This is a genomic window from Thalassolituus alkanivorans, assembly GCF_020447205.1.
In the GTDB taxonomy this organism is placed as follows: Bacteria; Pseudomonadota; Gammaproteobacteria; order Pseudomonadales; family Oceanobacteraceae; genus Venatoribacter; species Venatoribacter alkanivorans.
Window position 1 is genome coordinate 1 of sequence record NZ_JAJAEL010000013.1, and the last position, 24,858, is coordinate 24,858.

A 24,858-nucleotide genomic window follows, 5' to 3' on the forward strand; every position below is an offset into this window, starting at 1 on the left:
GCCAGCATCAGCGGCACCACCTTAACCATTGCTCCGCAAGTCGACTACAACGGTGCCGGCAGCATCACGGTACAGGTATCTGATGGCACGCTTACTGACAGCACCAGTGTTAACGTCACCGTAGATCCGGTTAACGATGCCCCGGTGTTTACCTCCACAGACAACGTTAATATCGCCAATGATGACATTCTGACCATCACACTGACCGCCACCGATATTGATACCGCTGCGGGCTCTCTGAATTTCAATCTGGTGAGTTTTGACAGCAGCAAGATCGACGGCAGCCTGAACGGCAGCACGCTGACACTGACGCCGGCTGCAGATACCAGCGGTGTCACCATGGTTGAAGTCGCTGTCAGTGATGGTGATATCACAACATCGCAGAGCATCAGCGTAAATGTGCTGTCAGCCAGCAATCAGGCGCCGGTGTTTAATCCTCCGGCGGCGCTGACCCTGCTGCAGGAAACCAACGCCGATATCACTCTCAGCGCTACCGATGCCGATAACAACAGTCTGACTTACAGCATCCTCAGCAGCGGCGCTGGCGTCTCAGCCAGCATCAGTGCTGACCAGCTCAGTATCAGTGCCGATAGCGGCTTTACCGGTACCGCCAGTCTCAGTCTCAGTGTCAGCGACGGTCTGCTGACCGACAGCGCAATCCTGGCGATTACCGTATTACCGAAGTTCGAACTGCAGCAGAATGAAACCACACTGGGTAATGGTGACACTCTCAGCGCCGGGCTGAATTCAATCGGCCTTGCCCTCACTGGCGGTGACGGCCAGCTGACAACCTCTGTGTTCTTCAATGGCAGCCAACAGGACAACCTGCTCAGCTACGACAGCAGCACTCAGCGTTATTCTCTGGCCATGCCAACCAGTGGCGCTTTCGCTGGCACCTATACCCTGACCGTCAGCGACGGTAATGGCTTCAGCGCAACCTATTACATTGAACGTCCACTGCGGGTCATCACCAATGTAACGCCGACACTGGCCCTGTCGGCCAGCCAGACAGTTACCGTCGAAGGTGCTCCTGCCGCTACCCTGCTGTCTCTGTCCAGCAGTTCAGCAGAAGTTGCTTTCAGCGATGCCAACGGCACGACCCTGAACACCATCAGCGCAACCGATGATGCCGCAAACTTCAATGCCGCCACGGCGGTACTGACCTTTAATGCGGTCAGTAGCAGCAGCCAGCCGGTAATCACCGCGTCTGGCAGCAATCTGCCGGATGGCGAATTGGAACTGGCACTGCAGCCCGGCAGAACGGTACTGATCAGCGTCAGCGATCAGAGTACGCAAGCCATCAGTACCGCGATTGCTGCTATTGCCGACAGCCGTTTTGAAATTTGGGGGCTGCCGTCTTCAGCCAGCGCAGACAACAATGGCAACATCAGCCTGCAATTGCCTCAGGAGAGCCTGCAGCTGAACATCAGTGCAGATGGTTATCTGAGTGCCGGGCTGAATCTGGACAGCGAACAAACCACTGCAACCGCGACGCTGACGGCACTGCAGTCGCCTTTCAGCCTTAACGGCATCGTTCAGGCCAGCGGTTTCGATTTCAGTACTGAATTGCCGCAGCTGACTCTGCTGTTTGATGATGACAGCCAGGAAGTACTTTCACTGAACAGCATCAGCAGCACCTCTGTCAGCTACAACTGGTTGGGTGACCTGAGTATAAAAACACCGCTGCAATTACAAATCCGGCATAGCAATATTGATCAGATAGCGACTACTATTAATACAACATTCAGCAGCCAGACCATCAATGTGACACTGGTTGCCAGTGCCCCACAGCCTGTAACGGAAGTGATTGTTGTCAGTTCCGGTGGTCCATCGGGCGGTGGTGCGCTCTGGTATTTATTATTGCTATACCCAATAATTGCCACGTTCAGGAACCGGTTTACACGGGCAGGTACCCTCTGATTGAACCTGTCCCCGGAAAAAATAATCGACCGCACAGCGGTTGCAGATAGCAAGGATGCTTACGCAGGCTGTCTGTAATCAGGGAAGCGGCATAAAAAAGATTCTCATATGCTGCGTACTGCTGTTCTTACTGTATTACTGGCAAGTCTCTCGGCACTGTTCTCGGTGGCTTTGCCGGTTGCTGCCGAAAACACAGCAGATTCCCCTGCTGAGGTACTGTATTTAACCGATGACACCAGCCAGATAAACAGCGCCGGTGCTCTGTATTATCTCGAAGATCCGCTGGCTCAGTTATCCCTGCCCTATATTCTTGAGCAGAACATCCCGTTCCGTCTTTACCCCAAAGCCGCCTTTAATGAAGGCTTCACGGAATCTGCTTACTGGCTGAAGCTGAATATTGATGCCAGCCGGAGTGTAAAAACACGCTGGTTGCTGGAAATTAATTACCCTCTTCTGGATGTGGTTAATGCCGTCACCCATCGTGCAGGCGGCGCTCAGCTCAGTCATTACGAGCTGGGGGACCTGAATATTTTTTCACAGCGACCGGTATCGCACCGCAATTTTGTTATTCCCCTCGATTTCAGCACGGATAAACAACAGACGGTTTATCTCAACGTGCAGACCACCAGCTCCATGCAGGTACCGATCAGCCTCTGGGAAATTACCCACTTTGTTGAAAAGCGCAGTAACGAGCAATATGGGCTGGGACTTTATTACGGCATGATGCTGGTGATGTTCCTCTACAATTTCTTTTTGTGGCTGAGCATCCGTGACAGTAATTACCTGCTGTATATTGGCTATATCGCCTCATTTTCTGCCTTGCAGCTGGCAACCAGTGGCCTCGGTTATCAATTTATCTGGCCACAGTGGATATGGCTTGAGCAAATGGCCGTTCCCTTAACCATCGGTCTTGTCGGTGTTTTTGGCAGTGCCTTCACCCGTGCTTTCCTGCAGACCAGAATCCACGATCGCGTGGCCGATATTGCATTGCGTATTTGCCTGATATTGTCAGCTCTTATCTGCCTGAGCTCACTGGTCTTTGATATCGCGACCGTTATGAGCAGCGGCAAATTTGTAGTGGTCATTTTTCTGGTCACCGTTTTCTATTCTTCTGTAATGTCGCTACTCAAAGGACAGCATCAGGCCCGTTATTTCCTGATTGCCTGGGTATCGCTGATTGTCGGCGGCATGATCACCATCTCCATGATGCTGGGGTATTTACCCAATAATTTGTGGACCACTCATGCCAGTAAAATCGGCAGTGCTCTGGAAATCGTATTACTGTCCTTTGCCCTTGCTGACCGTATCAAAATTCTGGAACGGGCCAAAAATCATGCGGAGGCTGTGGTCAAAAAAGAACTTGAAGAACGGGCCGTGCGGCTGGCTGAATCCAATCGCCTGAAAAATGATTTCCTTGCGACAATCAGCCATGAGTTCCGTACACCACTTAACGGCATACTGGGATCGCTGGAACTTGCGGCCGACGAACATGGCAAGCCTCTGCTCAGTTCTCTGCAGGACGCACGCAGCAGCGCCAGAGATATGCTGGATCTGGTCGATAACGTTCTGACCTATACCGAGCTGCAGGCCGGTAACCGTATTCTGTCACCGGAAACAATTGAACTGGCGCCGATGATCCGCACCGCCGCCGACTATGTCCGTCAGCAATGTCAGGATAAGCATCTGACCTTTGAGCTGGTGCTGCAGCCGGGGCTGCCTAATCATATCCGTGCCGATATTAAGTGCATCCGTCATGCACTTAAGGCGCTGCTGGAAAATGCCGTTAAATTTACTCAGGAAGGTCAGATCCGTGTTGAAGTCGGCGTCAGCCAACACGATCAAAACACCAGCCTCGATGTCCATATCAGTGACACCGGTATCGGTATGACCGAAGCCGAGCTGAGCCGCGTACAGGACTATTTCTGTCAGGGAGATGCTTCCGATCAACGTCGTTTTCAGGGACTGGGCATTGGCCTGTCACTGGTACGAGCCGTTTGTCATTGCATGAAAGGCAGTCTGAATATCAACAGTGCAAAACACCGTGGCACTCAGGTTCACCTGCACCTGCCGGTACAGGCGCTGGGCAGCAGTGAAGTCCGTCTGGTTAAAAACCGGGTAGAAGCCGTTGATACAACGCCTATCGAGAATATCCGCGGCCGTGCTCTGGTTGTTGAAGACAACACCATCAATCAGCGCGTTCTGAATTCAATGTTAAGCCGTCTGCAACTGAAAGTGGATGTTGCAGATAATGGCGAAAAGGCACTGGAGCTGCTGAAAGCAGAGCGTTCCTATCGTTACGATCTGATCTTTATGGATTGCCAGATGCCGGTCATGGATGGTTTTGAAGCAACCCGGATTCTGCGCGCCAGCCACCTCAGCGAGCGCCATTCTCCGGTTATCGCGGTCACGGCCAATGCCATGTCCGGCGATCAGCAACGCTGCCTTGATGCCGGAATGAACGATTACCTGAGTAAGCCAATCAGTCTTGATCAGATCCGTCTGGTTGTGCAGAAATGGTTACCCGCCGATGCTGGCCGGGATGAAACAACAGGGCTGAACACCACAACCAAAGCACAGAAACCCGGCTGATGATCAGAGTGGGCCAAGCAACAGCTTCAGTCCCACAATCAGGGTGACCAGTTCATAAAGGCGTTTAATGGTCAGGTTACCCGCCTGAATCGACGTGTGAGCACCCAGATATCCACCCACCAGTGAGCCGGCGACCAGTGCCGGTATCCAGCTCCACTGCACCTCGGCCATGGCACTCATAGTCAGAGCCCCGCTGCCGTTCCAGCCTAACCCGACCGCAACCAGTGTCTGCGCCACCGCGGTTTTGTAATCCAGTCCAAACCAGTACACCAGCCACAGGGTGACAAACAAACCACTGCCGGCCGATAACGCCCCATTGGCAAAACCGATCAGTAACAGCACCAGTGCACCAACCGCAAAACCGGCCGTACTGCGGTTACGCCCGTCTTTATGCAAACCCAGCTGCGGCTTAAACCAGGAGTACAGCGCCAGTGACAGAGTCAGTAAGCCCAGGGCAATCTCAGCCTGACGTGCTGGCACATCCAGAATAAACAAGGCCCCACCAATCACGCCGGGCACACCAGCCACGACGATCAGCAGCAAAATCCGGCGATCGAGATGATGCTCACGCAAATGGCGGGCGGTCGCACCAACGCCCAGCGCAACCGTCGCCACTTTGTGCGTTGCCAGCGCCAGCGGGAATGGCAGCCCCATAAAAATCAGTATTGGCAGCTGAATCAGTCCGGCACCACCACCAGCCAGCGCAGAAAACCAATTCGCTACAATTGCGATCAGAAAAAGTGCGGTTTGTTCGATATAATCCATGCAGAGTTCATCTGGGGAAACTTATGAAATACGCTTTGTACTACTACGACGCCTGTCCATTCTGCCAGCGTGTGCTGCGTGCACTGCCCGGCGTAAAGGTCGAGGTCGAAAAACGCAATGTGCTGACCAATCAGGAATTCCGTAAACAACAATATGCGGCAACCGGCCGGACCACCGTGCCCTGCCTACTGATTTCTGATAACGGCAAAGATACCTGGATGTTCGAATCGGCCGATATTATCCGCTTTTTACAAAGCCGCTGAGTCCACCTCAGCGATCAGCCAAACCGGCCGCTGACGATAACGACGCGGCCGGTTATTGTCACAGAACCACCCCCTTTAACGGGACAACAGAGCACTCATCTGCGGATCAGCCAACAGGCGACGTACGGTTTCCACCACCGCCTGAGTCTGGGCGTCCACCTCCACATTAATGCGGTCACCCACCTGTACCATGCCAAAGGTTGTTACATCACGGGTTTCAGGAATCAGGTGCACACAAAAACGATCGTCTGTTACTTCAGCAATGGTCAGGCTGCAGCCATTCAGCGCGACATAACCTTTATCCAGCAGGAAAGGCGAAAGATGCGCCGGGCGCGCCATCCATACCACCCGGTTATTGGCGGAATCATCGACTGCCAGCACGGTTACCTGATCCATGATATGGCCGGATAACACGTGGCCACCGATCTCGTCACCAAAGCGCGCTGCCCGCTCAATATTCACCACACTGCCCGGCTGCAGATCCCCCAGGTTGGTGACCTTAAGTGTCTGCCCTATGGCATCAAAACTGACCCTCCCCTGCTCCAGAGTACGTACAGTCAGACAGGTACCATTGATGGCAACGGATGCACCAATTTGCAGCCCGGTCATAAGTTTTTCCGGGAATTCAAAAGTGAATGTGGCAAAATCTTCTTTGCGCTCCAGTCCCGCCACAGGCAATCTGGTTTGCACAATACCGGTGAACATCAGTCTCTCCAGCCAACTCAGAAAAACGCATTATGCACTATACTCGCTGCAGAAGAAGGCATGAAATCACGGATAGAGCCGGTGATAACACTGCACGGCGGAAAGTCGCACGTCAGAGGCCGGTTTACCGGTGACTCTCGTCGGCAAAGCGTTTTCCGAAAGCTACGCACCAGAAAAACCCGGCGCAGACAAATAATTCAGAGACACCCAGAGACAGCAGGACACGGATTTGGACGTTAAAAAAACAGGATTAATTCTCTCCGGCGGCGGCGCCCGGGCGGCTTATCAGGTGGGCGTGTTAAAAGCGATTCACAAAATTCTGCCTAAAGGTCATTACAATCCCTTTGATATTATTTCCGGTACTTCAGCCGGTGCGATTAATGGTGTCGCCCTCGCAAGCTATGCCGAAAATTACCGCATGGGAATCAAACACCTTGAGCGTATCTGGATGCATTTCAGCTGCGACCAGATCTACCGCACCGACTTCTGGGGAGTATCGGCCTCACTTGCCCGCCTTACCCGCAGCCTGCTGATTGGCCGGGGCTATAAAAACGATACCGTCTCTCTGCTTAATAACCAGCCTCTGCGTGAACTGCTGACCGAAGTCGTGAAGTTCGACAATATTCAGGGGGCTATCGACAGCGGTGCACTGCACGCCATTGCCGTCAACTGCTCGGGCCTGGAAAGCGGCGAGTCCGTGAGTTTTTTTCAGGGCCACTACAGCATCAATAACTGGCAGCGTCAGCGCCGTGTTGGCATCCGCAGCCGCATCACCCTGGATCACCTGATGGCCTCTTCGGCCATTCCGATGATTTTCCCGTCGGTCAAAATTCACCGCGAATATTTTGCCGATGGCGCCGTACGTCAGCTGGCGCCACTCAGCCCGGCGCTGCATCTGGGGGCAGAAAAAATCATGGTGATCGGTGTCAGCGGTATCGCTCACAAACGCAAAGAGCGCCCGCAAAGCAGTTCTTATCCATCGCCGGCCAAAATTATGGGGCATATGCTCAATGCCGCCTTCCTTGACAGCATGGAAACCGATGTTGAACGCTTACGCCGTATAAACCGTACCGTCGAAAAAATTCCGGAATCGGTACGGAAAAAAGAAGGTATGGAGCTGAAGGCCATCGAGCTTCTGGAGATTAATCCCAGCCAATCGATTGATGAGATTGCCGGCCAGCACGCAAACGAAATACCGCGCGCATTAAAACTCGCCCTTGGCGGCAGTGGTAATGCCAGCCAGAACGGCTCCGGTATTCTCAGTTATCTGCTGTTTTCCCGTGGTTTCTGTAAGAGCCTGATTGACCTTGGCTTTCAGGATGCCTGTGCACGGGAAGACGAAATCCGTGCGTTTTTTGCCGACCACTTCCACGACTGACCATGAAGACATCCGAATTCCAGCGCATCGTTGTTCTGACCGGTGCCGGCATCTCCGCCGAGTCCGGTATCCGCACCTTCCGTGATGCTGACGGACTGTGGGAAAACCACCGTCTGGAGGACGTTGCCACACCCGAAGCCTTTGCCCGCAATCCACAGCTGGTGCAGCGTTTTTATAACGACCGCCGGCGTCAGCTGAGCGAGGTTCAGCCAAATCCTGCTCATCTGGCTCTGGCCGACTTCGAACAGCGCTTTACTGGCGAATTTTTGCTGGTTACTCAAAATGTTGACGATCTGCATGAGCGGGCCGGCAGCCGTAACCTGCGGCATATGCACGGCGAACTGAACAAAGCCCGCTGTCTGCTGAGCGGCAGGATCATCGAACATAAAGGCGATATCAGTGCCGATATTCTCTGTCCCTGCTGCCAGCGGCCTACTCTGCGACCGCATATTGTGTGGTTTGGTGAAATGCCACTGTATATGGATGAGATCTGCGCCACGCTGGAGCAGTGTGACCTGTTTCTGAGTATCGGAACCTCAGGCCATGTTTATCCGGCTGCCGGATTTGTCGACATCGCCCGCCGGGCCGGTGCCCACACCGTAGAGATCAATCTGGAGCCTTCGAATACCGAAGATGCCTTTGCCGAGCACCTGTACGGCCAGGCCGGCCGGACACTCCCCTCCTTCCTGCAGCGGCTGCTGTAGTGTCTGCCGGCAATTAATCCTCTTTTTAAAACAAAGAGGCCTAAAGGCGCTTATATTTATTGGCAAACAATGAAGATTGTCCTGAATTCAGGATTATCGGTTGCAGATTTCATATCTGCTGACAAAACAAAAACTAGCCTAAAATCCTCTCCAAGACTGGCCAAACCGTAATGAAAGGCCATGCTTATCAATAAGATATCCCGGCATTCATTCCGCCCGGCTCCCGCCAGCCCGCTAACAGGAATTGCGCATGATCCATGTATCCCGCCCTTTGTGGCTGCTGCCCGCTGCAGCATTAACACTACTGCTTACCAGTGGCTGCTCTGAGCAACAGGCCAGTGCAACTGCTACCGTGGTTCATCCGGCTAAAGTTTTCCAGATCAGCCCGGCCAGCCAGACAATGCTGCGACGCTTTCCCGCTCAGGTACAGGCCGCCGAACGTGCTGCACTGGCATTCCGCGTCAGTGGTGAACTGCTGACACTGCCGGCTCAGGCCGGTAAAGAAGTGCGCCAGGGAGACGTATTAGCGCGCCTTGACCCGGCCGATTACCAGCTGCGTGTTGATGACCGTAAAGCCCGCTATGAACTGGCGGAGTCACAGTTTCAGCGGGTGAAAGACCTGTTTGAATTGGGGCAGATTTCCCAGTCACAGTTTGATCAGGCCAAAGCCGAACTGGATATCAGTAAAGCGGCGCTGGCCAGCGCCCGCACAGACCTGTCTTACACCACCTTAAAAGCACCGTTTTCCGGCGTTATTGCCGAAGTCTATGCCGATAATCATCAGCCGGTGGCCGCCGGTAAAACCCTGGTTATGCTGCAAGCCAAGGATCAGCTTGAAGTTCGCTTACAGATTCCGGAAAACCTGATGGCGCATATCGCCAAAAAAGAAAACACCAACTATCAGCCGGATGTTGAGTTTGAGGCCCTGCCAGGCAAGCGTTTCCGCGCCAGCTATAAAGAGCATACGGCTCAGGCCGATCCGGCGACCGGCAGTTTTACCATCACGCTGACCCTGCCCCGTCCGCCTTCGCTGAATTTACTGCCAGGGATGAGTGCCAGCGTGCATGTGGATCTGAGTCAAGTACTGAGCCAGAGCAGCCAGAACCTGATTGTCCCACCCCAGGCAGTCTTTCAGGGCGAACAGCAGGCCGATGGCAGTTCGCAGGCGATGGTGTGGATAGTAACAGCTGATATGACCCTGCAAACACGCGCTGTAAAAATCGGCCAGCTGTCAACCGCAGGGCTGGAAATCACTCAGGGATTACAGCCAGGCGATACCATTCTCGCCGCTGGTGTTCATCAGGCCCATGAAGGGATGCGTATCCGCCCCTGGATTCAGGAACGGGGTCTTTAAGCATGAGTCAGCCACAGAACTCAGCCACCTACTTTATTAAGCACAGCACGACCAGCTGGATGATGCTGGCCATTTTGCTCGTCGGCGGAGCCATCAGCTATTTAGGGCTGGGCCGTCTTGAAGATCCGCAGTTCACCATTAAAGAAGCCATGGTGATTACCTACTACCCCGGCGCCAGCGCGCTACAGGTGGAGGAAGAAGTTACCGCACCACTGGAAAGCGCCATTCAGGCACTGCCCTATATCAAGCATGTTGATTCTATTTCCAAAGCTGGTTTTTCCCAGGTTCATCTGGTGATTAAACCCACCTATAAATCCCATCAGCTGGCGCAGATCTGGGATGAATTGCGCCGTAAAGTGCATGATAAAACCCCGTCCCTGCCACCCGGTGCCAATGCTCCGATTGTGATGGATGATTTTGGCGATGTGTACGGTGTGTTGCTGGCATTGTCGGGTAACGATTACAGCTACGAAGAACTGAATGATTATGCCGATTATCTCAAGCGTGAATTATCGACGCTTAATGGCATCGCCAAGGTCACCATATCCGGCACTCAGCAGGAACAGGTATTTATTGATATTTCCCGTGAGCGCATGACCAACCTAGGCATTCCGCTATCGCGTCTGTATCAGTTATTACAGACGCAGAATACCGTACAGGATGCCGGCCATATCCGTATCGGCGACGAATATATCCGCATTCACCCAACCGGAGAATTCCGCTCCGTTCAGGAACTCGGCGACTTACTGGTCAGCCAGGCAGGCTCCGATAAACTGATTTATTTACGCGATATTGCCAATATTTCTGAAGGCATTGCCGAAGTTCCTGACCACCTTACAAATTACAACCGTATGCCATCGCTGCGTATTGGTATCGCGTTTAACAGCGGTGTTAACGTTGTTGCTGTCGGTGAACAATTACGGCAGAAAATGGCAGTACTGGATGCTAACCGTCCATTAGGAATTGAGCTGCACACACTGTACGACCAGCCAGCCGAGGTGGATGCTTCCTCCACCGGCTTCGTACTTAACCTTCTGGCCTCCATCCTGATTGTGATTGTTGTACTGCTGCTGTTTATGGGCATGCGCGCCGGTATTATCATCGGCATTATTCTGTTGCTGACCATTCTCGGTACCTTTATCGCCATGAAGGTCATGGATATTCAGCTGCACCGGATTTCGCTGGGGGCGTTAATTATTGCTCTCGGTATGCTGGTCGATAATGCACTAGTCGTAACCGAAGGCATTATGGTGGGTATTAAAAAAGGCCTGTCACGAACCCGCGCCGCTTACGACATTGTGCAGCAAACCCAGTGGCCACTATTAGGTGCCACTGTCATTGCCGTTACCGCCTTTGCACCTATCGGTTTATCACCGGATTCAACCGGTGAGTTTGTTGGTTCATTATTTTATGTGCTGCTGATTTCCCTGCTGTTCAGCTGGATTACCGCCATTACCCTAACGCCTTTTCTCTGTCATCTGCTGTTTAACAAAGAAGAGCATCCGGATGCGGAAAGCGATCCTTACCACGGTTTTCTGTACGATATTTATCGTACAACCCTGAGCCTGATGTTAGCGCGCCGCGGAACGACCATGGGCGTGATGCTGGCTGCTATGTTTATTGCGATCTATGGCTACAGCTTTGTAAAACAAAGCTTCTTTCCGCCATCCAACACACCGATGTTCCTGATTGATATCTGGCTGCCCGAAGGCTCCGATATCCGCGCAACACAACAGCAGGCTCTGGCACTGGAAAATTATTTTCAGCAAAAAGAAGAAGTGGAATTTACCTCCTCCACGGTCGGTCAGGGTGAACTGCGTTTTATGCTGACCTACGCACCGGAGCGGCAGTACCGTGCCTATGCTCAGGTTATGGTACGTACTGCCGAGCGGGAACAGATTCCGGCATTAATTGATGATGCCCGCCGCTGGACGCAAAAAGAAATGCCGGATGCCTTTGTGAAATTCAAACGCCTGCAGATTGGCCCTGGCAGTGCCGCTAAAATTGAGGCCCGTTTTGCCGGGCCAGACCAGGAACAGCTGCGTATTCTGGCCGAGCAGGCCAAACAGATTATGCGTGCAGACCCTGACACCGATAATATCCGTCACGACTGGCGCGAACGCGAGAAAGTGATTCGCCCGGTATTTAATGAAGAAAATGCCCGCCGCGCCGGTATTTCCAAACAGGATATGGACGATCTGTTGCAGCTCAGTTTTTCCGGGAAAAGTATTGGTCTGTACCGTGAAGGCACCACCCTAAAACCGATTATTATGCGCCCACCTGCGTATGAGCGGCTTGATATCGATGGCCTCACCGACCTGCAGATCTGGAGCCCCGTATTCAGCCGTTATATTCCGATCGGTCAGGTGGTTGAGCACTTTGATGTGGTGTTTGAAGATCCGATCATTGCCCGCCGTGATCGCAAGCGTACCATCCGTGTCTTTGCCGATCCGGATCTGGACGCTGACATCACCGCCGATGGTTTATTTAAGCGCCTGAAGCCACAGATCGAAGCCATCCCCCTGCCACCCGGCTACGAGCTGAGCTGGGGTGGCGAATATGAATCGTCCAGCGAGGCTAAGCAAAGTCTGTTTGCCTCACTGCCGCTGGGCTATCTGCTGATGTTTATTATTACCGTGCTGCTGTTTAACGAAATGCGCAGTGCGCTGGTAATCTGGGCCTGTGTACCACTGGCGATTATTGGCGTTAGCGCCGGCATGCTGTTACTGGGCGCTGAATTCGGCTTTATGGCGCTGCTCGGTTTTCTCAGCTTGTCGGGTATGATTATTAAAAACGGTATCGTTCTGGTTGATCAGATCCGGCTCGAACTGAGCGAAGGCCGGGAACCATACGATGCGGTTTTTCATGCCTCGGTCAGCCGTCTGCGGCCGGTAACCATGGCAGCGCTGACCACCATCCTCGGCATGTTACCGCTGTTGTTTGATCCGTTCTTCAGCGCTATGGCCGTGGTTATCAGCTTTGGCCTTGGTTTTGCCACCGTACTGACGCTGGGTGTAGTACCGGTGTTGTACGCCATGAGTCATGGCATTAAGGCTCCAGTGAAAAGCTGATGAATCAACCGACATAAAAAAACCTCCGTATGGAGGTTTTTTTATGGGTACTACACCGTGAGATACGATGGAATCACTCACTGTCAGTCTGAAACATACGCTCCATTTCAGAGATTCCCTCCAATTCCATTAATAACTGTTCCCGCTCACTCTGGGCAACCGCCAGCCAGCTGCGATTACTCAGGCCACCGACCAGAGCATAAAGAAAATTCAGACTGGGCTTGGCCCGCCCCTCAGCGGCAGCCAACTGCTGTAAGCGGTAAAAAGCCATCACCGCGCCACAGCTACGTAATTGCTCAACATCGGTGATACCAACCAGTGCCAGTGACTGCTCACTTTTTTCACCCAGGCCGGGTAAATCCCTGATGCGTTTTGCCATATCAACCTCTCTGACTCCGGAGTCTGCCGGTATTTAAACAAAAAAGCCGCAGATTTCCCTGCGGCTTTTTTGTTGTGAGAAGCAATGAAAAGAAGTGATCAGTCTTCGCTGGTCGATACAATTTTGTGAATCGACAGGTCAGCACCATTAAACTCTTCTTCTTCATCCAGACGGATGCCGGAGATGGCTTTAACAATACCGTAGACCACAAAACCGCCAATCATTGCCACCAGGATGCCGGCAACCGTGCCCAGCAGCTGTGACATAAAGCTTACGCCACCCAAACCACCAAGCGCTTCTGCACCGAAAATACCGGCGGCAATACCGCCCCAGGCACCGCACAGACCATGCAGTGGCCATACACCCAATACGTCATCGAATTTAGGGAATTTATTCTGCGCCAGGGTGAATATGAAGACGAACAACGCACCGGCAACACCACCAACAATCAATGCACCAATCGGATGCATCAGGTCAGAACCGGCACACACCGCCACCAGGCCCGCCAGCGGACCGTTGTGAATAAAGCCCGGGTCTTTTTTGCCGACAATCATGGCAACCACAGTACCGCCAACCATCGCCATCAGGCTGTTAACCGCTACCAGACCGGAAATTCCATCCAGAGTTTGGGCAGACATCACGTTAAAGCCGAACCAGCCCACCGCCAGAATCCACGCACCCAGGGCCAGAAACGGAATGTTGGAAGGCGCAAAAGCCACCACACGGCCATCACGGTAGCGGCCACGACGGGAACCCAGCAACACAACTGCGGCAAAGGCTATCCAGCCACCGACGGCGTGAACCACCACGGAGCCGGCAAAGTCGTGAAACGGGGCACCAAAGCTGTTTTCCAGCCAGCCCTGGAAGCCGTAGTTACCGTTCCAGATCATGCCTTCAAAGAACGGATAGACAAACGCCACTGTCAGGGCAGAAGCAATCAGAATCGGGTAGAACTTTGCACGTTCGGCAATACCACCGGACACAATGGCCGGAATCGCCGCAGCAAAGGTCAGCAGGAAGAAGAACTTCACCAGGTCGTAACCATTATTCGCTACCAGTTCGCTGGCGCCGCTGAAGAAGTTCGCCCCATAGGCAATCTGATAACCGATGAAAAAGTACGCCAGTGTCGACACACCAAAATCGGTGATGATTTTTACCAGAGCATTGACCTGGTTTTTATGGCGTACGGTACCGACTTCCAAAAAGGCGAAGCCGGCGTGCATTGCCAGTACCATAATGGCACCGAGCAGAATAAACATGGTGTTGGCGCTTTGCATCAAAGTCTCAACGGCGCTGTTGATGCTGTTAACGTCAATAGTTTCCACGTTGTGTCCTCACTTTAATTCGCTGGGTTCTTGCTGATAAAAACGGCTCACTCAGATCAGTTGATCAACAACCGGAGTTGCGATGCTTCATGAGAGTGCCGGCTGGAAAAATGGACACCAGAGTGGTGCGCAACAATCCAATAAGTCAGGGTTTTAGCAGGTTCCGTACCAACTTTGTCAGGATTGCCTGACAAAGCCGGAACAAAGTGTGAGGATTGCGCACGCATTCAGCACTCACGCGCCCTGAATGCGTGCATACAACGTCAGGCAGGATGGGTGATGTGGAAACAATGGTGAATATTCGGACGACGCCCGTAATCAAACGGCACCGATTTTGCGCTCACATCTTTTATTGTGAACTCTTTTAGTGCATCCATATCCAGATCAAAGCGTCGCAGGTTATTGGAGAAAATCAGCAGTCCACCCGGATTCAGACAGCGCATGGCCTGTTCAACCAACATCACATGATCGCGCTGAATATCCAGCACCCCTTCCATCCGCTTGGAGTTAGAAAACGTCGGCGGGTCCATAAAGATCAGGTCATAGCGCTCATTACAATCGCGCAGCCACTGTATACAGTCGGCCTGAATAAATTCGTGCTGTTCCGGTTTAATGCCATTCAGCAGGAAGTTCTCTTTACCCCAGTTAAGGTAGGTGCGCGACATATCAACGCTGGTGCAATGCGCTCCGGCCACCGCCGCGTGCACACTGGCCGTGGCGGTATAACAGAACAAATTCAGGAAGCGCTTGCCAGAAGCCAGTCCGGCAATCTGCAGTCGGGTCGGACGGTGATCGAGGAACAGACCGGTATCCAGGTAATCTTTCAGATTCACCAGCACCTGCACATTACCTTCACGCACCGGCATAAAACGCTGTTCGGTGTTCTGCTTTTCGTACTGGCGCTTGCCGGCCTGACGTTCACGGCGCTTGAGGACGATCTGCTGCGCCGGAATACCGGTCACCTCAGGCAGAACGGCCAGCACATCCAGCAGACGGCGTTCTGCTTTGGCTTCGTCGATGGACTTCGGCGGCACATATTCCTGCACATGCAGCCAGTCGCCATACAGATCGACCGCCACTGCGTATTCCGGCAGATCGGCATCGTACAGGCGATAACATTCAACATTTTCGCGCCTGGCCCACTTCTGCAGTGGTTTCATATTCTTTTTCAGACGGTTGGCAAAGGCTTCAACCGGACCACGGATCATACTGCCCTGTGGCTGTGCTGAGCGCTCGTCGGCAGCACCGAATACCAGTAAGCGGGTAGCGATCTGCCCGTTCATCAGGCGGTATTGCTTATCCAGCGGACGACGGATGCTCTTGGCCAGATCGGTATTACCGGTAAACACCGCCAGCTGCCATTGTGGCAGGCGCATGGTGGCATCGTGGAATTGCTGATACAGCGGCGCCAGCTGTGGCAGTTCGCTCAGGCGCTCACCATAAGGCGGGTTACAGACCACCAGACCGCCCTCTTCAATCACTTCGTTCTGCACCCGCAGCTGCTCAATCGCACGGCGTTCCAGGTGAATCTTACCGGCCAGCGGAGAGCGGCTCAGGTTCTGATGGGCGGCCGCCAGCTGATCGGCATCAATATCAAAACCGTACAGGCGGCTGTGCATGGCATTAAGCCCCGCGGTACGGCGCAAACGCGCCTGTTCGACCTCGGCCAGCCACAGTGACCGGGTATGGCCCAGCCAACCTTCAAAGCCCCACTTCTGGCGGTTCAGACCCGGTGCAATGTCGGCGGCCATCATCCCCGCTTCAATCAGCAGGGTGCCGGAACCACACATTGGGTCAATAAGATGCTTACCTTCTGCCGCCAGTGCAGGCCAGCCGGCACGGATCAGAACCGCAGCCGCCAGGTTTTCTTTTAATGGCGCCTTACCAGGCTGCAGACGGTAACCACGACGGTGCAGACTGTCGCCACTGAAGTTGTAATACAGATTAAGTTTGCCTTTGCGCAGCTGCGCTTCAATACGGACATCGCCGTCTTTATCCACCGACGGGCGGGCGCCGGTGTCCTCACGGAAGCGGTCAACAATGGCGTCTTTGATCTTTTGCGCGCCAAACTGCGTATTGTTGAGGTAATCAGTACGGCCGTGAAAATCGATGCGGAAGGTCGCTCCCACGGCAAAGATCGCTGGCCATTCGACAGAACGGGCCGCTTCGTACATTTCGTCGACATTGTCTACCTGACTTTCATTCAAAGGCAGCAACAGGCGGCTCGCCAGACGGCTCCATAAACAAAAGCGATAGGCCAGCGTCAGGTCGCCGCGCCAGATCACACCAAGGTGTGTTTCACGTTCAACTTCACCGCCCAAGTGCCTGATTTCATCCGCCAACAGGGATTCGATACCTTTCGGGCAGGCCGCCAGCCAGGTCATGGTTGTTGCTGTTGTTTCATTTTGCATGATGAGAAAACCCGTTTCGTCAAATAGCCTGTGGCTGTAAGAATAGTGACGCTTAGAAGTAATAAATAATTAACATTCCTCACCAGCCTGAGGTACAACAGGGGTTCGGTCAGTGATTCAACCAGTTGTTCTGGCCGTCGAGCAAATAACTTTAGCGAGGAAGCTTTCTATGAAAAAACAGAAACGCGACATGCAGGAAAGAGCTTTTGCACGTGGTTATCGCGCTGGCGTTGAGCGCCGTTCAAAAGATCTTGCACCCATAGGACCACAACGAGACTCCTGGCTTGCAGGTTGGCGTTCCGGTCGTGCCGACCACTGGGATGGTTACACCGGCGTTTCTGGCATTCATAAAATGGCCGTATGACGTTCTCCAGGGCTTAATGCCCGTTGTGCACGCTTCCTCTTCAGGGAAGCAAAGCCCTGCTACAAGCAGGGCTTTTTTTTGCTTAAACGCCGTACCTGCCCGGGCAAACTCAGCCCTGTGTACGTAAATCGGCCAGTGCATCCACCGCTTCGCGGATCAGCTCCGGCCCACGGTAAATAAAACCAGAGTAAATCTGCACCAGCGACGCACCGGCTTTGATCTTTTCTGCAGCACCTTCACCGTCGAGAATACCGCCCACACCAATCACCGGCAGTTTACCGGCCAGCGCCTGACACAGGTGCTCAACGGTCTCGGTTGCCAGATCCTCCAGTGGCGCGCCACTCAGGCCACCGGCTTCATTGCCGTAGCGCAGGCCCTGCACACCTTCACGTGACAGCGTGGTATTAGTGGCGATCACACCATCGATACCGCTGTTAACAAAGGTTTCAGCCACCAGCGCCACGTCATCTTCTTCCATATCCGGTGCAATTTTGACGAACACCGGCTTGTAACCGAATTCTTTGGCCAGCTCCAGCTGACGGGCTTTAATCGGCTCCAGCAGCTGTTTCAGCGAATCGCCGAACTGCAGGGTACGCAGCCCCGGAGTATTCGGCGAGGAAATATTCACGGTGATATAGGTCGCATGCTGATACACCTTATCGAGGCAGATCAGGTAGTCAGAAGTCGCGTCTTCGACGGCTGTATCGAAGTTTTTACCGATATTAATCCCCAGCACACCACGGTATTTTGCCGCTTTTACCCGCTCAACCAGATGATCAACGCCTTTGTTGTTGAAGCCCATACGGTTGATGATGGCCTGACGTTCCGGTATGCGGAACAGGCGCGGCTTAGGATTACCCGGCTGCGGACGCGGAGTGACGGTACCGATTTCGATAAAACCAAAACCCAGACGGGCAAAAGCATCGATATAATCGCCGTTTTTATCCAGACCCGCGGCTAAACCGACCGGATTAGGGAATTCAATACCGGCAACGGTTGTTGGCAAAGATGCAACCTGAGGCGCCAGAAACTGCAAGAGTCCAAGGCGTTCGCTGGCCCCCATCATATCCAGTCCCAGTTCGTGGGAGGTTTCACCATTCAGACGAAACATCAGAGCGCGACTCAGAGCATACCAATCCATAACAGACCTCAGTTGACAAAGCGGGTGGCAAAACGGCCGGCATTATATGCCAGTCCGTCCGCGCTGTAGACGACTGAGCGCAAAAAAACGCGCTATACGGTGAAAGTCAGGCTCCCAGACGCACAATACGCTGAAACTTGCCCTGATCATCGAATTCAATGGCAAAACGGCCATAGATACCTTCATGCTGCACAACCTGCTGCAGCACGCTGGCAGGAAAACGGACATTGCGTCCGTCCAGCGCCCGTGCCACGACCTGTTTTACCTGGCCGCGATAAAAGCGCTGATATTCCTGAGCGGAGATGGCCAGATCCAGTACGATGCGCTGCATTATGGCTCCTGTCGCTGATTATCGTGGAAGGAGTCTGCCAATGGCGGCTGTGGCTGCTGCCGCCAGATATCAAGCTGCAGGCGTAATTCCCGGATACGCTCTACCACACCCTGTGGCAGACGGACTTCCTGCATAAAGGCACGTTGCGCCAGAATCACTTCCGGCTGCAGATAATCAGGCAATACCTGCAAACCGGCATGGTTCAGCACCCGATCCTGCCAGCGGCCATATTTATTCTGCGGTAACGATTGCGGGGTACAAAGCGGCTGATAATGCAGTACCTGCTCAAGCATGCTGAGGTTACGGAAAGCGGAGCAATTAACGCTTTCATTCCAGGCTGTGTCGATATAACCGCTGAAATGAAATGTATCAACCAGTCTCCAGCGCTGCTGTTCACAGCGGATATAAGGTGTAACCTCACGCCCGGATAACGGGTCAGGATGCTGCGCCAGAATACGGTTCCAGAAACGCAGGCCATTCAGATTGGCCGCCAGATCAGCAAAGGAAAACACCCCCGTGGTCTGAGCGCCAAAGTACAGAGATTCTGACCACTCGCCAAACAGCATGCCCTCTTCAACCGAATCCTGCAGCCGGTCGGTAACTTCAAAATAGCTGTAGCCTTCGGTAAAAAAGTGGCCAAGTTTATCGCTGCCAATTTCCACATCGCCAACACGGATAACGGCGGCAACCCGTTCACTCAGCACCAGTGATGGGGATTGCTGCCAGATAAAATTACGGTATACCGAATCGCGGAAAGCTACACGGCGCCGGCTGATCTGCGGGTGTTCTTCGGCAAAAGTTTCAAGCTGGCCAATCACCGGCCGCGCCAGCTCCCAGCTCAGCGCGTCGTACAGACGCTCCTCTTCACAGGCAGGATACTGCAACGCCGGACGGGAACGCAGCTGGGGTGGTTTGGTCACCGGCCGGTTGGCCATAGTTACGGCGAGTTGCAGGCGGCGGTTAACCTCAGCTTCAAGCAAGGGGGCGGCATCAGACAGCAGAACAGCAGAATGCCCGCTGAACTGGTCAACCTCAGCCGCCTGCAGAGGCAGCACTGAAAAAACGCTGCTAACGAAAAAAACAAAGCGCAGATAACGGACGCCTGACAACAGTTTCACCATAACCTGAAAATAACGGCAGAATCATAAAGCTTTCTGCCGCCACTCACTACTCACACTCAGGTACAGCTTCCTCACCGTCAATACAGGGGCGCTGGTGACGGCTGGCCTGTGCCAGGTCCAGCAACTCCCGCAGCGCAACCGATAACATGGTAAATTCCAGCGAATCAGCAGCTTTCAGCTCATTCAGCATGTTCGCCCAGCGAGCGACCAGAGAGGCATACTCCTCTTCCCATTGAGCAATCGATTCAGCAAGGGTTATACCATCTTCCTGTGTCCCGAGAATGCCAACGGTCAACGCTCTCTGCTGCCAGTCAAGATCGTCGCGCAGCGTTTCCCGTGCCAGTGCTTCCCAATGGCTGTTCGATGGCAACGCATTCACCTGCTGAATAAACCAGTTCAGGGATAAATGCTCGCCCATTTCAAAATAAGCTTCAGCAACCTGGCGGATATCGCGCCCGGTTTGAGCGGCGGCTTCAATAATACCCAGCGCCGAATACAGGTTTGCAGCTCCGGCGGTTAAGGCAGCCAGCGTTTCCGGCACTCCGGCTTCAACGCGGCGGTTATATACTTCCTGCCAGCGCTCCAGCGCAGAACCTTTAAGTGTACGGCCTAACTCAGCCGCAATGCTCTGCACGGTCGGTTGAAAACGCGCAACCTCTGCACCAATATCAATTTTTGCGCGGCGATTACGTAAAAACCAACGGCTGGCCCGACGTACCAGACGCATCAGGTCCGCCATCATATCTTCCTGTTCTTCAGTGCTGATGTGGTAATCCAGAGCAGTAATCGCCTGCCAGTGTTCAGGCAAAGCAAATATATCGCGGGCGGTAATATAAGAACGGGCAATATCACTCATACTGGCCCCGGTCGAGTCATGCAAACGGTTAACGAAAGTAATGCCCATATAATTGACCATATCGTTGGCCAGTTGCGTGGCAATAATTTCCCGGCGCAGGCGGTGATGACTCAGAGGCTCCGCAAAACGATCGCAGAAGGCCTGCGGAAATGCGGTATGTAAAATACTGGCGACGTATTCATCATCATGAATATCCGGATGATTAAGCTGCTCTTTAAGATCCGCTTTGGTATACGAAATCAGCACCGCTAACTCCGGACGGGTCAGCCCCTGGCTGGCCGCGCGACGCTCCATAAGGACATCTTCGTTAGGCAGAAATTCAAGTGCCCGGTTGAGTTTGCCGTGGGTTTCGTACTCCCTCATCAGACGCACATATTCATCCAGCCGGACTTTACAATCACGGTGTGCCAGCGCAATTGCCTGAGTCTGACGATAGTTATTATTCAGCACCAGACGGGCGACATCATCGGTCTGCTGCATAAATATTTCGTTACGTTGTTTGCGCGTCAGATCACCACTGTCGAGTACTTCATTCAGCATAATCTTGATATTCACTTCGTGGTCGGAGCAATCCACACCACCAGCGTTATCAATAAAATCGGTGTATGAGGCACCACCTTTAAGGCCGTATTCCACCCGGCCAAGCTGAGTCATGCCCAGATTGCCGCCCTCACCGATCACTTTAGCCCGTACTTCCTTGCCGTTAATCCGCAGGCCATCATTGGTTTTATCCCCGACATGGGAGTGACGCTCTGCAGACGATTTAATGTAAGTTCCGATACCACCATTCCAGATAAGATCGACCGGTGCGCGCAGCAGCGCTTTGATTAAATCGTTCGGCGGCAGACGATCTTCCACAATGCCAAAACGCTGCTTCATTTCCAGAGACACGGGTACGCTTTTCGCTGAGCGTAAAAAGATACCGCCACCTTTGGAAATCAGCTCCTTGTTGTAATCTTCCCAACTGGAACGTGGCAGCTCAAATAAGCGTTTACGTTCAACAAAGCTGCGAGCAGAATCCGGATTCGGATCGATAAAGATATGCATGTGATTAAACGCCGCCACAAGACAAATATGCTCAGAAAGCAGCATGCCATTACCAAACACATCACCGGCCATATCACCGATACCAACCACGCTGAAATCCGTTTCCTGAATATTAATACTCTGCTCACGGAAGTGACGCTGTACCGAAACCCAGGCGCCGCGGGCTGTAATACCCATTTTTTTATGGTCGTAACCAATGGAGCCACCGGAGGCGAAAGCATCGCCCATCCAGAAACCTCGGGTTACTGCAATTTCGTTAGCGATATCAGAAAAGGTTGCCGTGCCTTTATCGGCAGCCACCACCAGATAGGGATCATCATCATCGTGACGAACCACATTATCCGGCGGTACAACCTGACCTTCGACCAGATTATCGGTAACATCCAGTAAGGCACTGATAAAGGTCTGATAGCTGGCAATACCTTCAGCCATAAAGGCATCCCGCCCGCCCTCTTTCGGCAGACATTTGGCAATAAAACCACCTTTGGCACCGACAGGAACAATCACCGCGTTTTTAACCTGCTGTGCTTTAACCAGTCCCAGCACTTCAGTGCGGAAATCATCACTGCGGTCTGACCAGCGCAGTCCACCACGGGCAACCCGGCCACCACGCAGGTGCACACCCTCCACACGGGGTGAATAAACAAAAATTTCAAACATAGGCCGCGGCAACGGCATATCGCTGATCGCCGCCGGATTCACTTTTAACGCCAGGTAAGATTTACTTTTTCCCTGCTCATCCTGCTGGAAAAAATTGGTGCGCAGTGTCGCTTTGATCAGTTCTATATAGCGGCGGATAGTACGGTCTTCGTTCAGCTGATCCACACCTTCGAGAGCATCAATCAGCTGCTGTTCACACTGGTTAACCTCTTCGTCGCGCTGCTCGGGGGGGCATTCTTTAAGGCCAAAACGCAGATGAAACAGATGAACCAGTCTGGCGCTGATATCAATGTAGCGACACAGAGTCTCAGCGATGTAGCTCTCCGAAATACCAAAACGGATTTGCTTCATATAGCGGGCGTATGCGCGCAGGGTAGAAATATCCTTCCAGCTTAATTGCCCGCCCAGTACCAGCCTGTTAAAGCCGTCATTCTCGGCCTGCCCTTCCCAGACAGCACGGAAAGAATCCTGAAACAGGCTTTTAACCGCAGCAATATTGATACTGTCAGACAGGGTATAGCGCAGCAGAAAATTATGAATCCAGATACGCTGTCCATCGGCGCAGATAATCTCGTAAGGATGCTCCCCCATCACCCGCAAACCCAGGTTCTCCAGTACCGGAATAACATCCGACAGCGGCAGAATAGTATCGCGGTTAAACAGTTTAAAACGCAGTTCGTTATCACCCTCTTCCAGTTCACGATAAAAACTCATCGCCAACTGGCCCGCTTTCTGCCCGCACAAATGCTCCATATGCTGAACATCCACTACGGCCGTACGGGCGGTAAAGTTCTCACGGTAACCTGCAGGAAAAGCATCGCGATAGCGGTGAAACTGATGATTTCCGCGTTCCTCCCCGGCCTGTTCTATCAGGGCATCGTGCAGATCATCCTGCCATGAACGGGCAACCTGACAGATTTTTTTCGCCACCGCCTGCTCATCAAACACCACAGGGTTATCAGGATTCAGTCGCAGTGTGTACTGAGTACGCGCCAGAATGGACTCAGAAAAGTAGGTATTAAATTCAATATCCAGCGGTGAAAATTCCGCCGCCAACACCCCTTCGATACGCTGACGCAGTTCAGTGTTATAAATATCACGCGGTACATAGGCCAGACAGGATATAAATTTACTGTAAGAATCTTTGCGCAGATACACCCGGGTCTGACGACGTTCCTGAATATTCAGAATGCTTAATGCTGTACGATGTAATTGCTCTGCCGTTGACTGGAATAATTCATCACGCGGATACACCTCCAGAATACGGTTCAGCTCTTTACCACTGTGACTGGCCGGATTGAAATCAGCCATTTTCCGCACATCGTTGAGTTTTTCCCGTACCAGTGGAATATTGTTTGGCGTTTCGATATACACAATGGAGGTATAAAGCCCCATAAAGCGGATGCCGCCGGTGACTTCGCCGTCTTTATTAAAGAACTTAACCACCACATAATCCGGATACGCCGGACGATGAACCCGGCTGCGGCTACCGGATTTCATAAAACTTACGACCTGCTGATTGGTGATAAAATCGCGCACTTCATCTTCAAGGTCGCGCAACAATAAGCGGTTACGGCTCGCCTTATTGTAATTAAAAAGGCCCAAATCCTGCTCACTGTCACGTACAACATACTGCTCTTTACCTTCATTCTCGATATGGAAAACATCACAGGCCAGAAAGGTAAAGTGGTTATGAATCAGCCAGCGCAAAAACTCCTGTGCTTCTTTGTAATGTGCAGCGCGGTCTTTATGGTGTGGTTTGTTCAGGCGGGTAATGGTGGCTTCGGCTTTTTCAATAATCGCTGGAAAATCATTAACGCAGGCGGTGACTTCAGCAATCACATCCAACAGTTGTCCGGTCAGCGACTGCAGCAAATCGGTATCAGAGTGGTGGTCAAACTCAATATAAATAATCGCTTCTGCTGTTGATGCTTTTTCCTCTTTATACCAGTCATTTTCCGTTTTCAGTTGGTGCTTTTTATCACGCTGAGCATGCAATACGCAGTAATGAATCGAATGCAGTGATAACTGCCGTGCATTAAGCTGCATACGTACCGAATCGACCAGAAAAGGCATATCATCGCAAACGATTTCAACCACCGTATGAATGGACTGCCAGCCATGATTCTCATAGTCGGGGTTAAACACACGGACCTTAGGCTGATGCGGTTTACGTTGCTGAATAAACTGCCAGCAGGACAGCGTCGCGCCATACACATCCTCCACTGAACGGGCCATCAATTCATCGGCCGGTGCACCAGAAAAATACAGATCTGCAAAGCGTTGCAGGACCGCGGCCTGCTCGTTATGGTTACGTTCCTTAATAATGGTGTGCAAAGCAGTCAGCATAGTGTTATCCGTATTGAGCCCTGATAACTCCTAAGCTTAGATCATTTCGCCACCAGCGCGGTCTCCGTACCGGGGTAAGCAGCACAGTGAACTTTCGCTGCAGCAACCAATCAGAGCCATTGACC

The 24,858-nt window shown here is 52.7% G+C and carries 17 protein-coding genes; 8 read left to right on the forward strand and 9 right to left on the reverse strand.

Features of this window, described 5'->3' with window-relative positions; all coding sequences use genetic code 11:
- Both LGT44_RS08615 and LGT44_RS08620 read left to right on the forward strand, forming a co-directional pair.
- Positions 1-1,920: Ig-like domain-containing protein (locus tag LGT44_RS08615; protein WP_230331674.1), on the forward strand; the 1,920-nt coding region annotated here is incomplete at its 5' end.
- A gap of 108 nt (positions 1,921-2,028) precedes the next feature.
- The gene (locus tag LGT44_RS08620) at positions 2,029-4,509 is read left to right on the forward strand and encodes a hybrid sensor histidine kinase/response regulator (RefSeq protein ID WP_145469505.1); all 2,481 of its coding nucleotides are present in this window, start codon (positions 2,029-2,031) and stop codon (positions 4,507-4,509) included.
- A gap of 3 nt (positions 4,510-4,512) precedes the next feature.
- On the opposite strand, the gene LGT44_RS08625 is transcribed toward LGT44_RS08620, so the two are convergent.
- Positions 4,513-5,274: a sulfite exporter TauE/SafE family protein gene (locus tag LGT44_RS08625; protein WP_230331673.1), complete on the reverse strand. Its 762-nt coding sequence runs from the start codon at positions 5,272-5,274 to the stop codon at positions 4,513-4,515.
- A 23-nt stretch (positions 5,275-5,297) separates the two neighbouring features.
- Between LGT44_RS08625 and LGT44_RS08630 the strand changes: the two genes are divergently transcribed.
- On the forward strand, positions 5,298-5,537 hold the full coding sequence (locus tag LGT44_RS08630; RefSeq protein WP_225691769.1) for a glutaredoxin family protein: 240 nt from the start codon (positions 5,298-5,300) through the stop codon (positions 5,535-5,537).
- Between the two features lie 75 nt (positions 5,538-5,612).
- Here LGT44_RS08630 and LGT44_RS08635 read toward each other — a convergent pair whose 3' ends face one another.
- The gene (locus tag LGT44_RS08635; protein ID WP_230331672.1) at positions 5,613-6,242 is read right to left on the reverse strand and encodes a riboflavin synthase subunit alpha; all 630 of its coding nucleotides are present in this window, start codon (positions 6,240-6,242) and stop codon (positions 5,613-5,615) included.
- A gap of 229 nt (positions 6,243-6,471) precedes the next feature.
- Here LGT44_RS08635 and LGT44_RS08640 point away from each other — a divergent pair, with 229 nt between their 5' ends.
- The 4 genes from LGT44_RS08640 (at position 6,472) to LGT44_RS08655 (ending at position 12,749) form a co-directional block, all read left to right on the forward strand.
- A complete protein-coding gene (locus LGT44_RS08640; RefSeq protein WP_145469501.1) occupies positions 6,472-7,620 on the forward strand; it encodes a patatin-like phospholipase family protein in 1,149 nt (382 codons plus the stop codon).
- Positions 7,621-7,622: 2 nt separating this feature from the next.
- On the forward strand, positions 7,623-8,324 hold the full coding sequence (gene cobB / locus LGT44_RS08645) for a Sir2 family NAD+-dependent deacetylase (protein WP_225691766.1): 702 nt from the start codon (positions 7,623-7,625) through the stop codon (positions 8,322-8,324).
- 250 nt (positions 8,325-8,574) lie between these two features.
- Entirely contained in the window at positions 8,575-9,678 is a 1,104-nt protein-coding gene (locus LGT44_RS08650; protein ID WP_225691765.1) for an efflux RND transporter periplasmic adaptor subunit, read from the forward strand.
- A gap of 2 nt (positions 9,679-9,680) precedes the next feature.
- Complete coding sequence (locus LGT44_RS08655; protein ID WP_230331671.1) at positions 9,681-12,749, forward strand: efflux RND transporter permease subunit; 3,069 nt, start codon at positions 9,681-9,683, stop codon at positions 12,747-12,749.
- A gap of 73 nt (positions 12,750-12,822) precedes the next feature.
- On the opposite strand, the gene LGT44_RS08660 is transcribed toward LGT44_RS08655, so the two are convergent.
- The 3 genes from LGT44_RS08660 to rlmKL all read right to left on the reverse strand — a co-directional run bounded on the left by LGT44_RS08660 (position 12,823) and on the right by rlmKL (position 16,864).
- On the reverse strand, positions 12,823-13,128 hold the full coding sequence (locus LGT44_RS08660) for a TfoX/Sxy family protein (protein WP_230331670.1): 306 nt from the start codon (positions 13,126-13,128) through the stop codon (positions 12,823-12,825).
- A 98-nt stretch (positions 13,129-13,226) separates the two neighbouring features.
- A complete protein-coding gene (locus LGT44_RS08665; protein ID WP_230331675.1) occupies positions 13,227-14,405 on the reverse strand; it encodes an ammonium transporter in 1,179 nt (392 codons plus the stop codon).
- A 311-nt stretch (positions 14,406-14,716) separates the two neighbouring features.
- On the reverse strand, positions 14,717-16,864 hold the full coding sequence (gene rlmKL, locus LGT44_RS08670) for a bifunctional 23S rRNA (guanine(2069)-N(7))-methyltransferase RlmK/23S rRNA (guanine(2445)-N(2))-methyltransferase RlmL (protein ID WP_145469486.1): 2,148 nt from the start codon (positions 16,862-16,864) through the stop codon (positions 14,717-14,719).
- Positions 16,865-17,033: 169 nt separating this feature from the next.
- Here rlmKL and rmf point away from each other — a divergent pair, with 169 nt between their 5' ends.
- Positions 17,034-17,228, forward strand: coding sequence for a ribosome modulation factor (gene rmf, locus LGT44_RS08675; protein WP_145469485.1), 195 nt, complete (start codon positions 17,034-17,036; stop codon positions 17,226-17,228).
- 109 nt (positions 17,229-17,337) lie between these two features.
- On the opposite strand, the gene LGT44_RS08680 is transcribed toward rmf, so the two are convergent.
- The 4 genes from LGT44_RS08680 to LGT44_RS08695 form a co-directional block, all read right to left on the reverse strand.
- The gene (locus tag LGT44_RS08680) at positions 17,338-18,369 is read right to left on the reverse strand and encodes a quinone-dependent dihydroorotate dehydrogenase (protein WP_145469484.1); all 1,032 of its coding nucleotides are present in this window, start codon (positions 18,367-18,369) and stop codon (positions 17,338-17,340) included.
- A 106-nt stretch (positions 18,370-18,475) separates the two neighbouring features.
- On the reverse strand, positions 18,476-18,700 hold the full coding sequence (locus tag LGT44_RS08685; protein ID WP_145469483.1) for a DUF2835 domain-containing protein: 225 nt from the start codon (positions 18,698-18,700) through the stop codon (positions 18,476-18,478).
- Entirely contained in the window at positions 18,700-19,755 is a 1,056-nt protein-coding gene (locus LGT44_RS08690; protein WP_230331669.1) for a hypothetical protein, read from the reverse strand. Before LGT44_RS08690 ends, LGT44_RS08685 begins: the two co-directional genes overlap by 1 nt.
- 112 nt (positions 19,756-19,867) lie before the next feature.
- On the reverse strand, positions 19,868-24,733 hold the full coding sequence (locus LGT44_RS08695) for an NAD-glutamate dehydrogenase (RefSeq protein WP_230331668.1): 4,866 nt from the start codon (positions 24,731-24,733) through the stop codon (positions 19,868-19,870).
- Positions 24,734-24,858: the final 125 nt, after the last annotated feature.

What these genes read in the sequence shown, in the direction of transcription:
- LGT44_RS08655 (WP_230331671.1), top strand. Translation starts at nt 9,681, where the DNA reads ATGAGTCAGCCACAGAACTCAGCCACCTACTTTATTAAGCACAGCACG.
- LGT44_RS08625 (WP_230331673.1), bottom strand. Translation starts at nt 5,274, where the DNA reads ATGGATTATATCGAACAAACCGCACTTTTTCTGATCGCAATTGTAGCG.
- LGT44_RS08685 (WP_145469483.1), bottom strand. Translation starts at nt 18,700, where the DNA reads ATGCAGCGCATCGTACTGGATCTGGCCATCTCCGCTCAGGAATATCAG.
- LGT44_RS08650 (WP_225691765.1), top strand. Translation starts at nt 8,575, where the DNA reads ATGATCCATGTATCCCGCCCTTTGTGGCTGCTGCCCGCTGCAGCATTA.
- LGT44_RS08665 (WP_230331675.1), bottom strand. Translation starts at nt 14,405, where the DNA reads ATGCAAAGCGCCAACACCATGTTTATTCTGCTCGGTGCCATTATGGTA.
- LGT44_RS08620 (WP_145469505.1), top strand. Translation starts at nt 2,029, where the DNA reads ATGCTGCGTACTGCTGTTCTTACTGTATTACTGGCAAGTCTCTCGGCA.
- LGT44_RS08635 (WP_230331672.1), bottom strand. Translation starts at nt 6,242, where the DNA reads ATGTTCACCGGTATTGTGCAAACCAGATTGCCTGTGGCGGGACTGGAG.
- LGT44_RS08660 (WP_230331670.1), bottom strand. Translation starts at nt 13,128, where the DNA reads ATGGCAAAACGCATCAGGGATTTACCCGGCCTGGGTGAAAAAAGTGAG.
- LGT44_RS08695 (WP_230331668.1), bottom strand. Translation starts at nt 24,733, where the DNA reads ATGCTGACTGCTTTGCACACCATTATTAAGGAACGTAACCATAACGAG.
- LGT44_RS08680 (WP_145469484.1), bottom strand. Translation starts at nt 18,369, where the DNA reads ATGGATTGGTATGCTCTGAGTCGCGCTCTGATGTTTCGTCTGAATGGT.
- cobB (WP_225691766.1), top strand. Translation starts at nt 7,623, where the DNA reads ATGAAGACATCCGAATTCCAGCGCATCGTTGTTCTGACCGGTGCCGGC.
- rlmKL (WP_145469486.1), bottom strand. Translation starts at nt 16,864, where the DNA reads ATGCAAAATGAAACAACAGCAACAACCATGACCTGGCTGGCGGCCTGC.
- rmf (WP_145469485.1), top strand. Translation starts at nt 17,034, where the DNA reads ATGAAAAAACAGAAACGCGACATGCAGGAAAGAGCTTTTGCACGTGGT.
- LGT44_RS08630 (WP_225691769.1), top strand. Translation starts at nt 5,298, where the DNA reads ATGAAATACGCTTTGTACTACTACGACGCCTGTCCATTCTGCCAGCGT.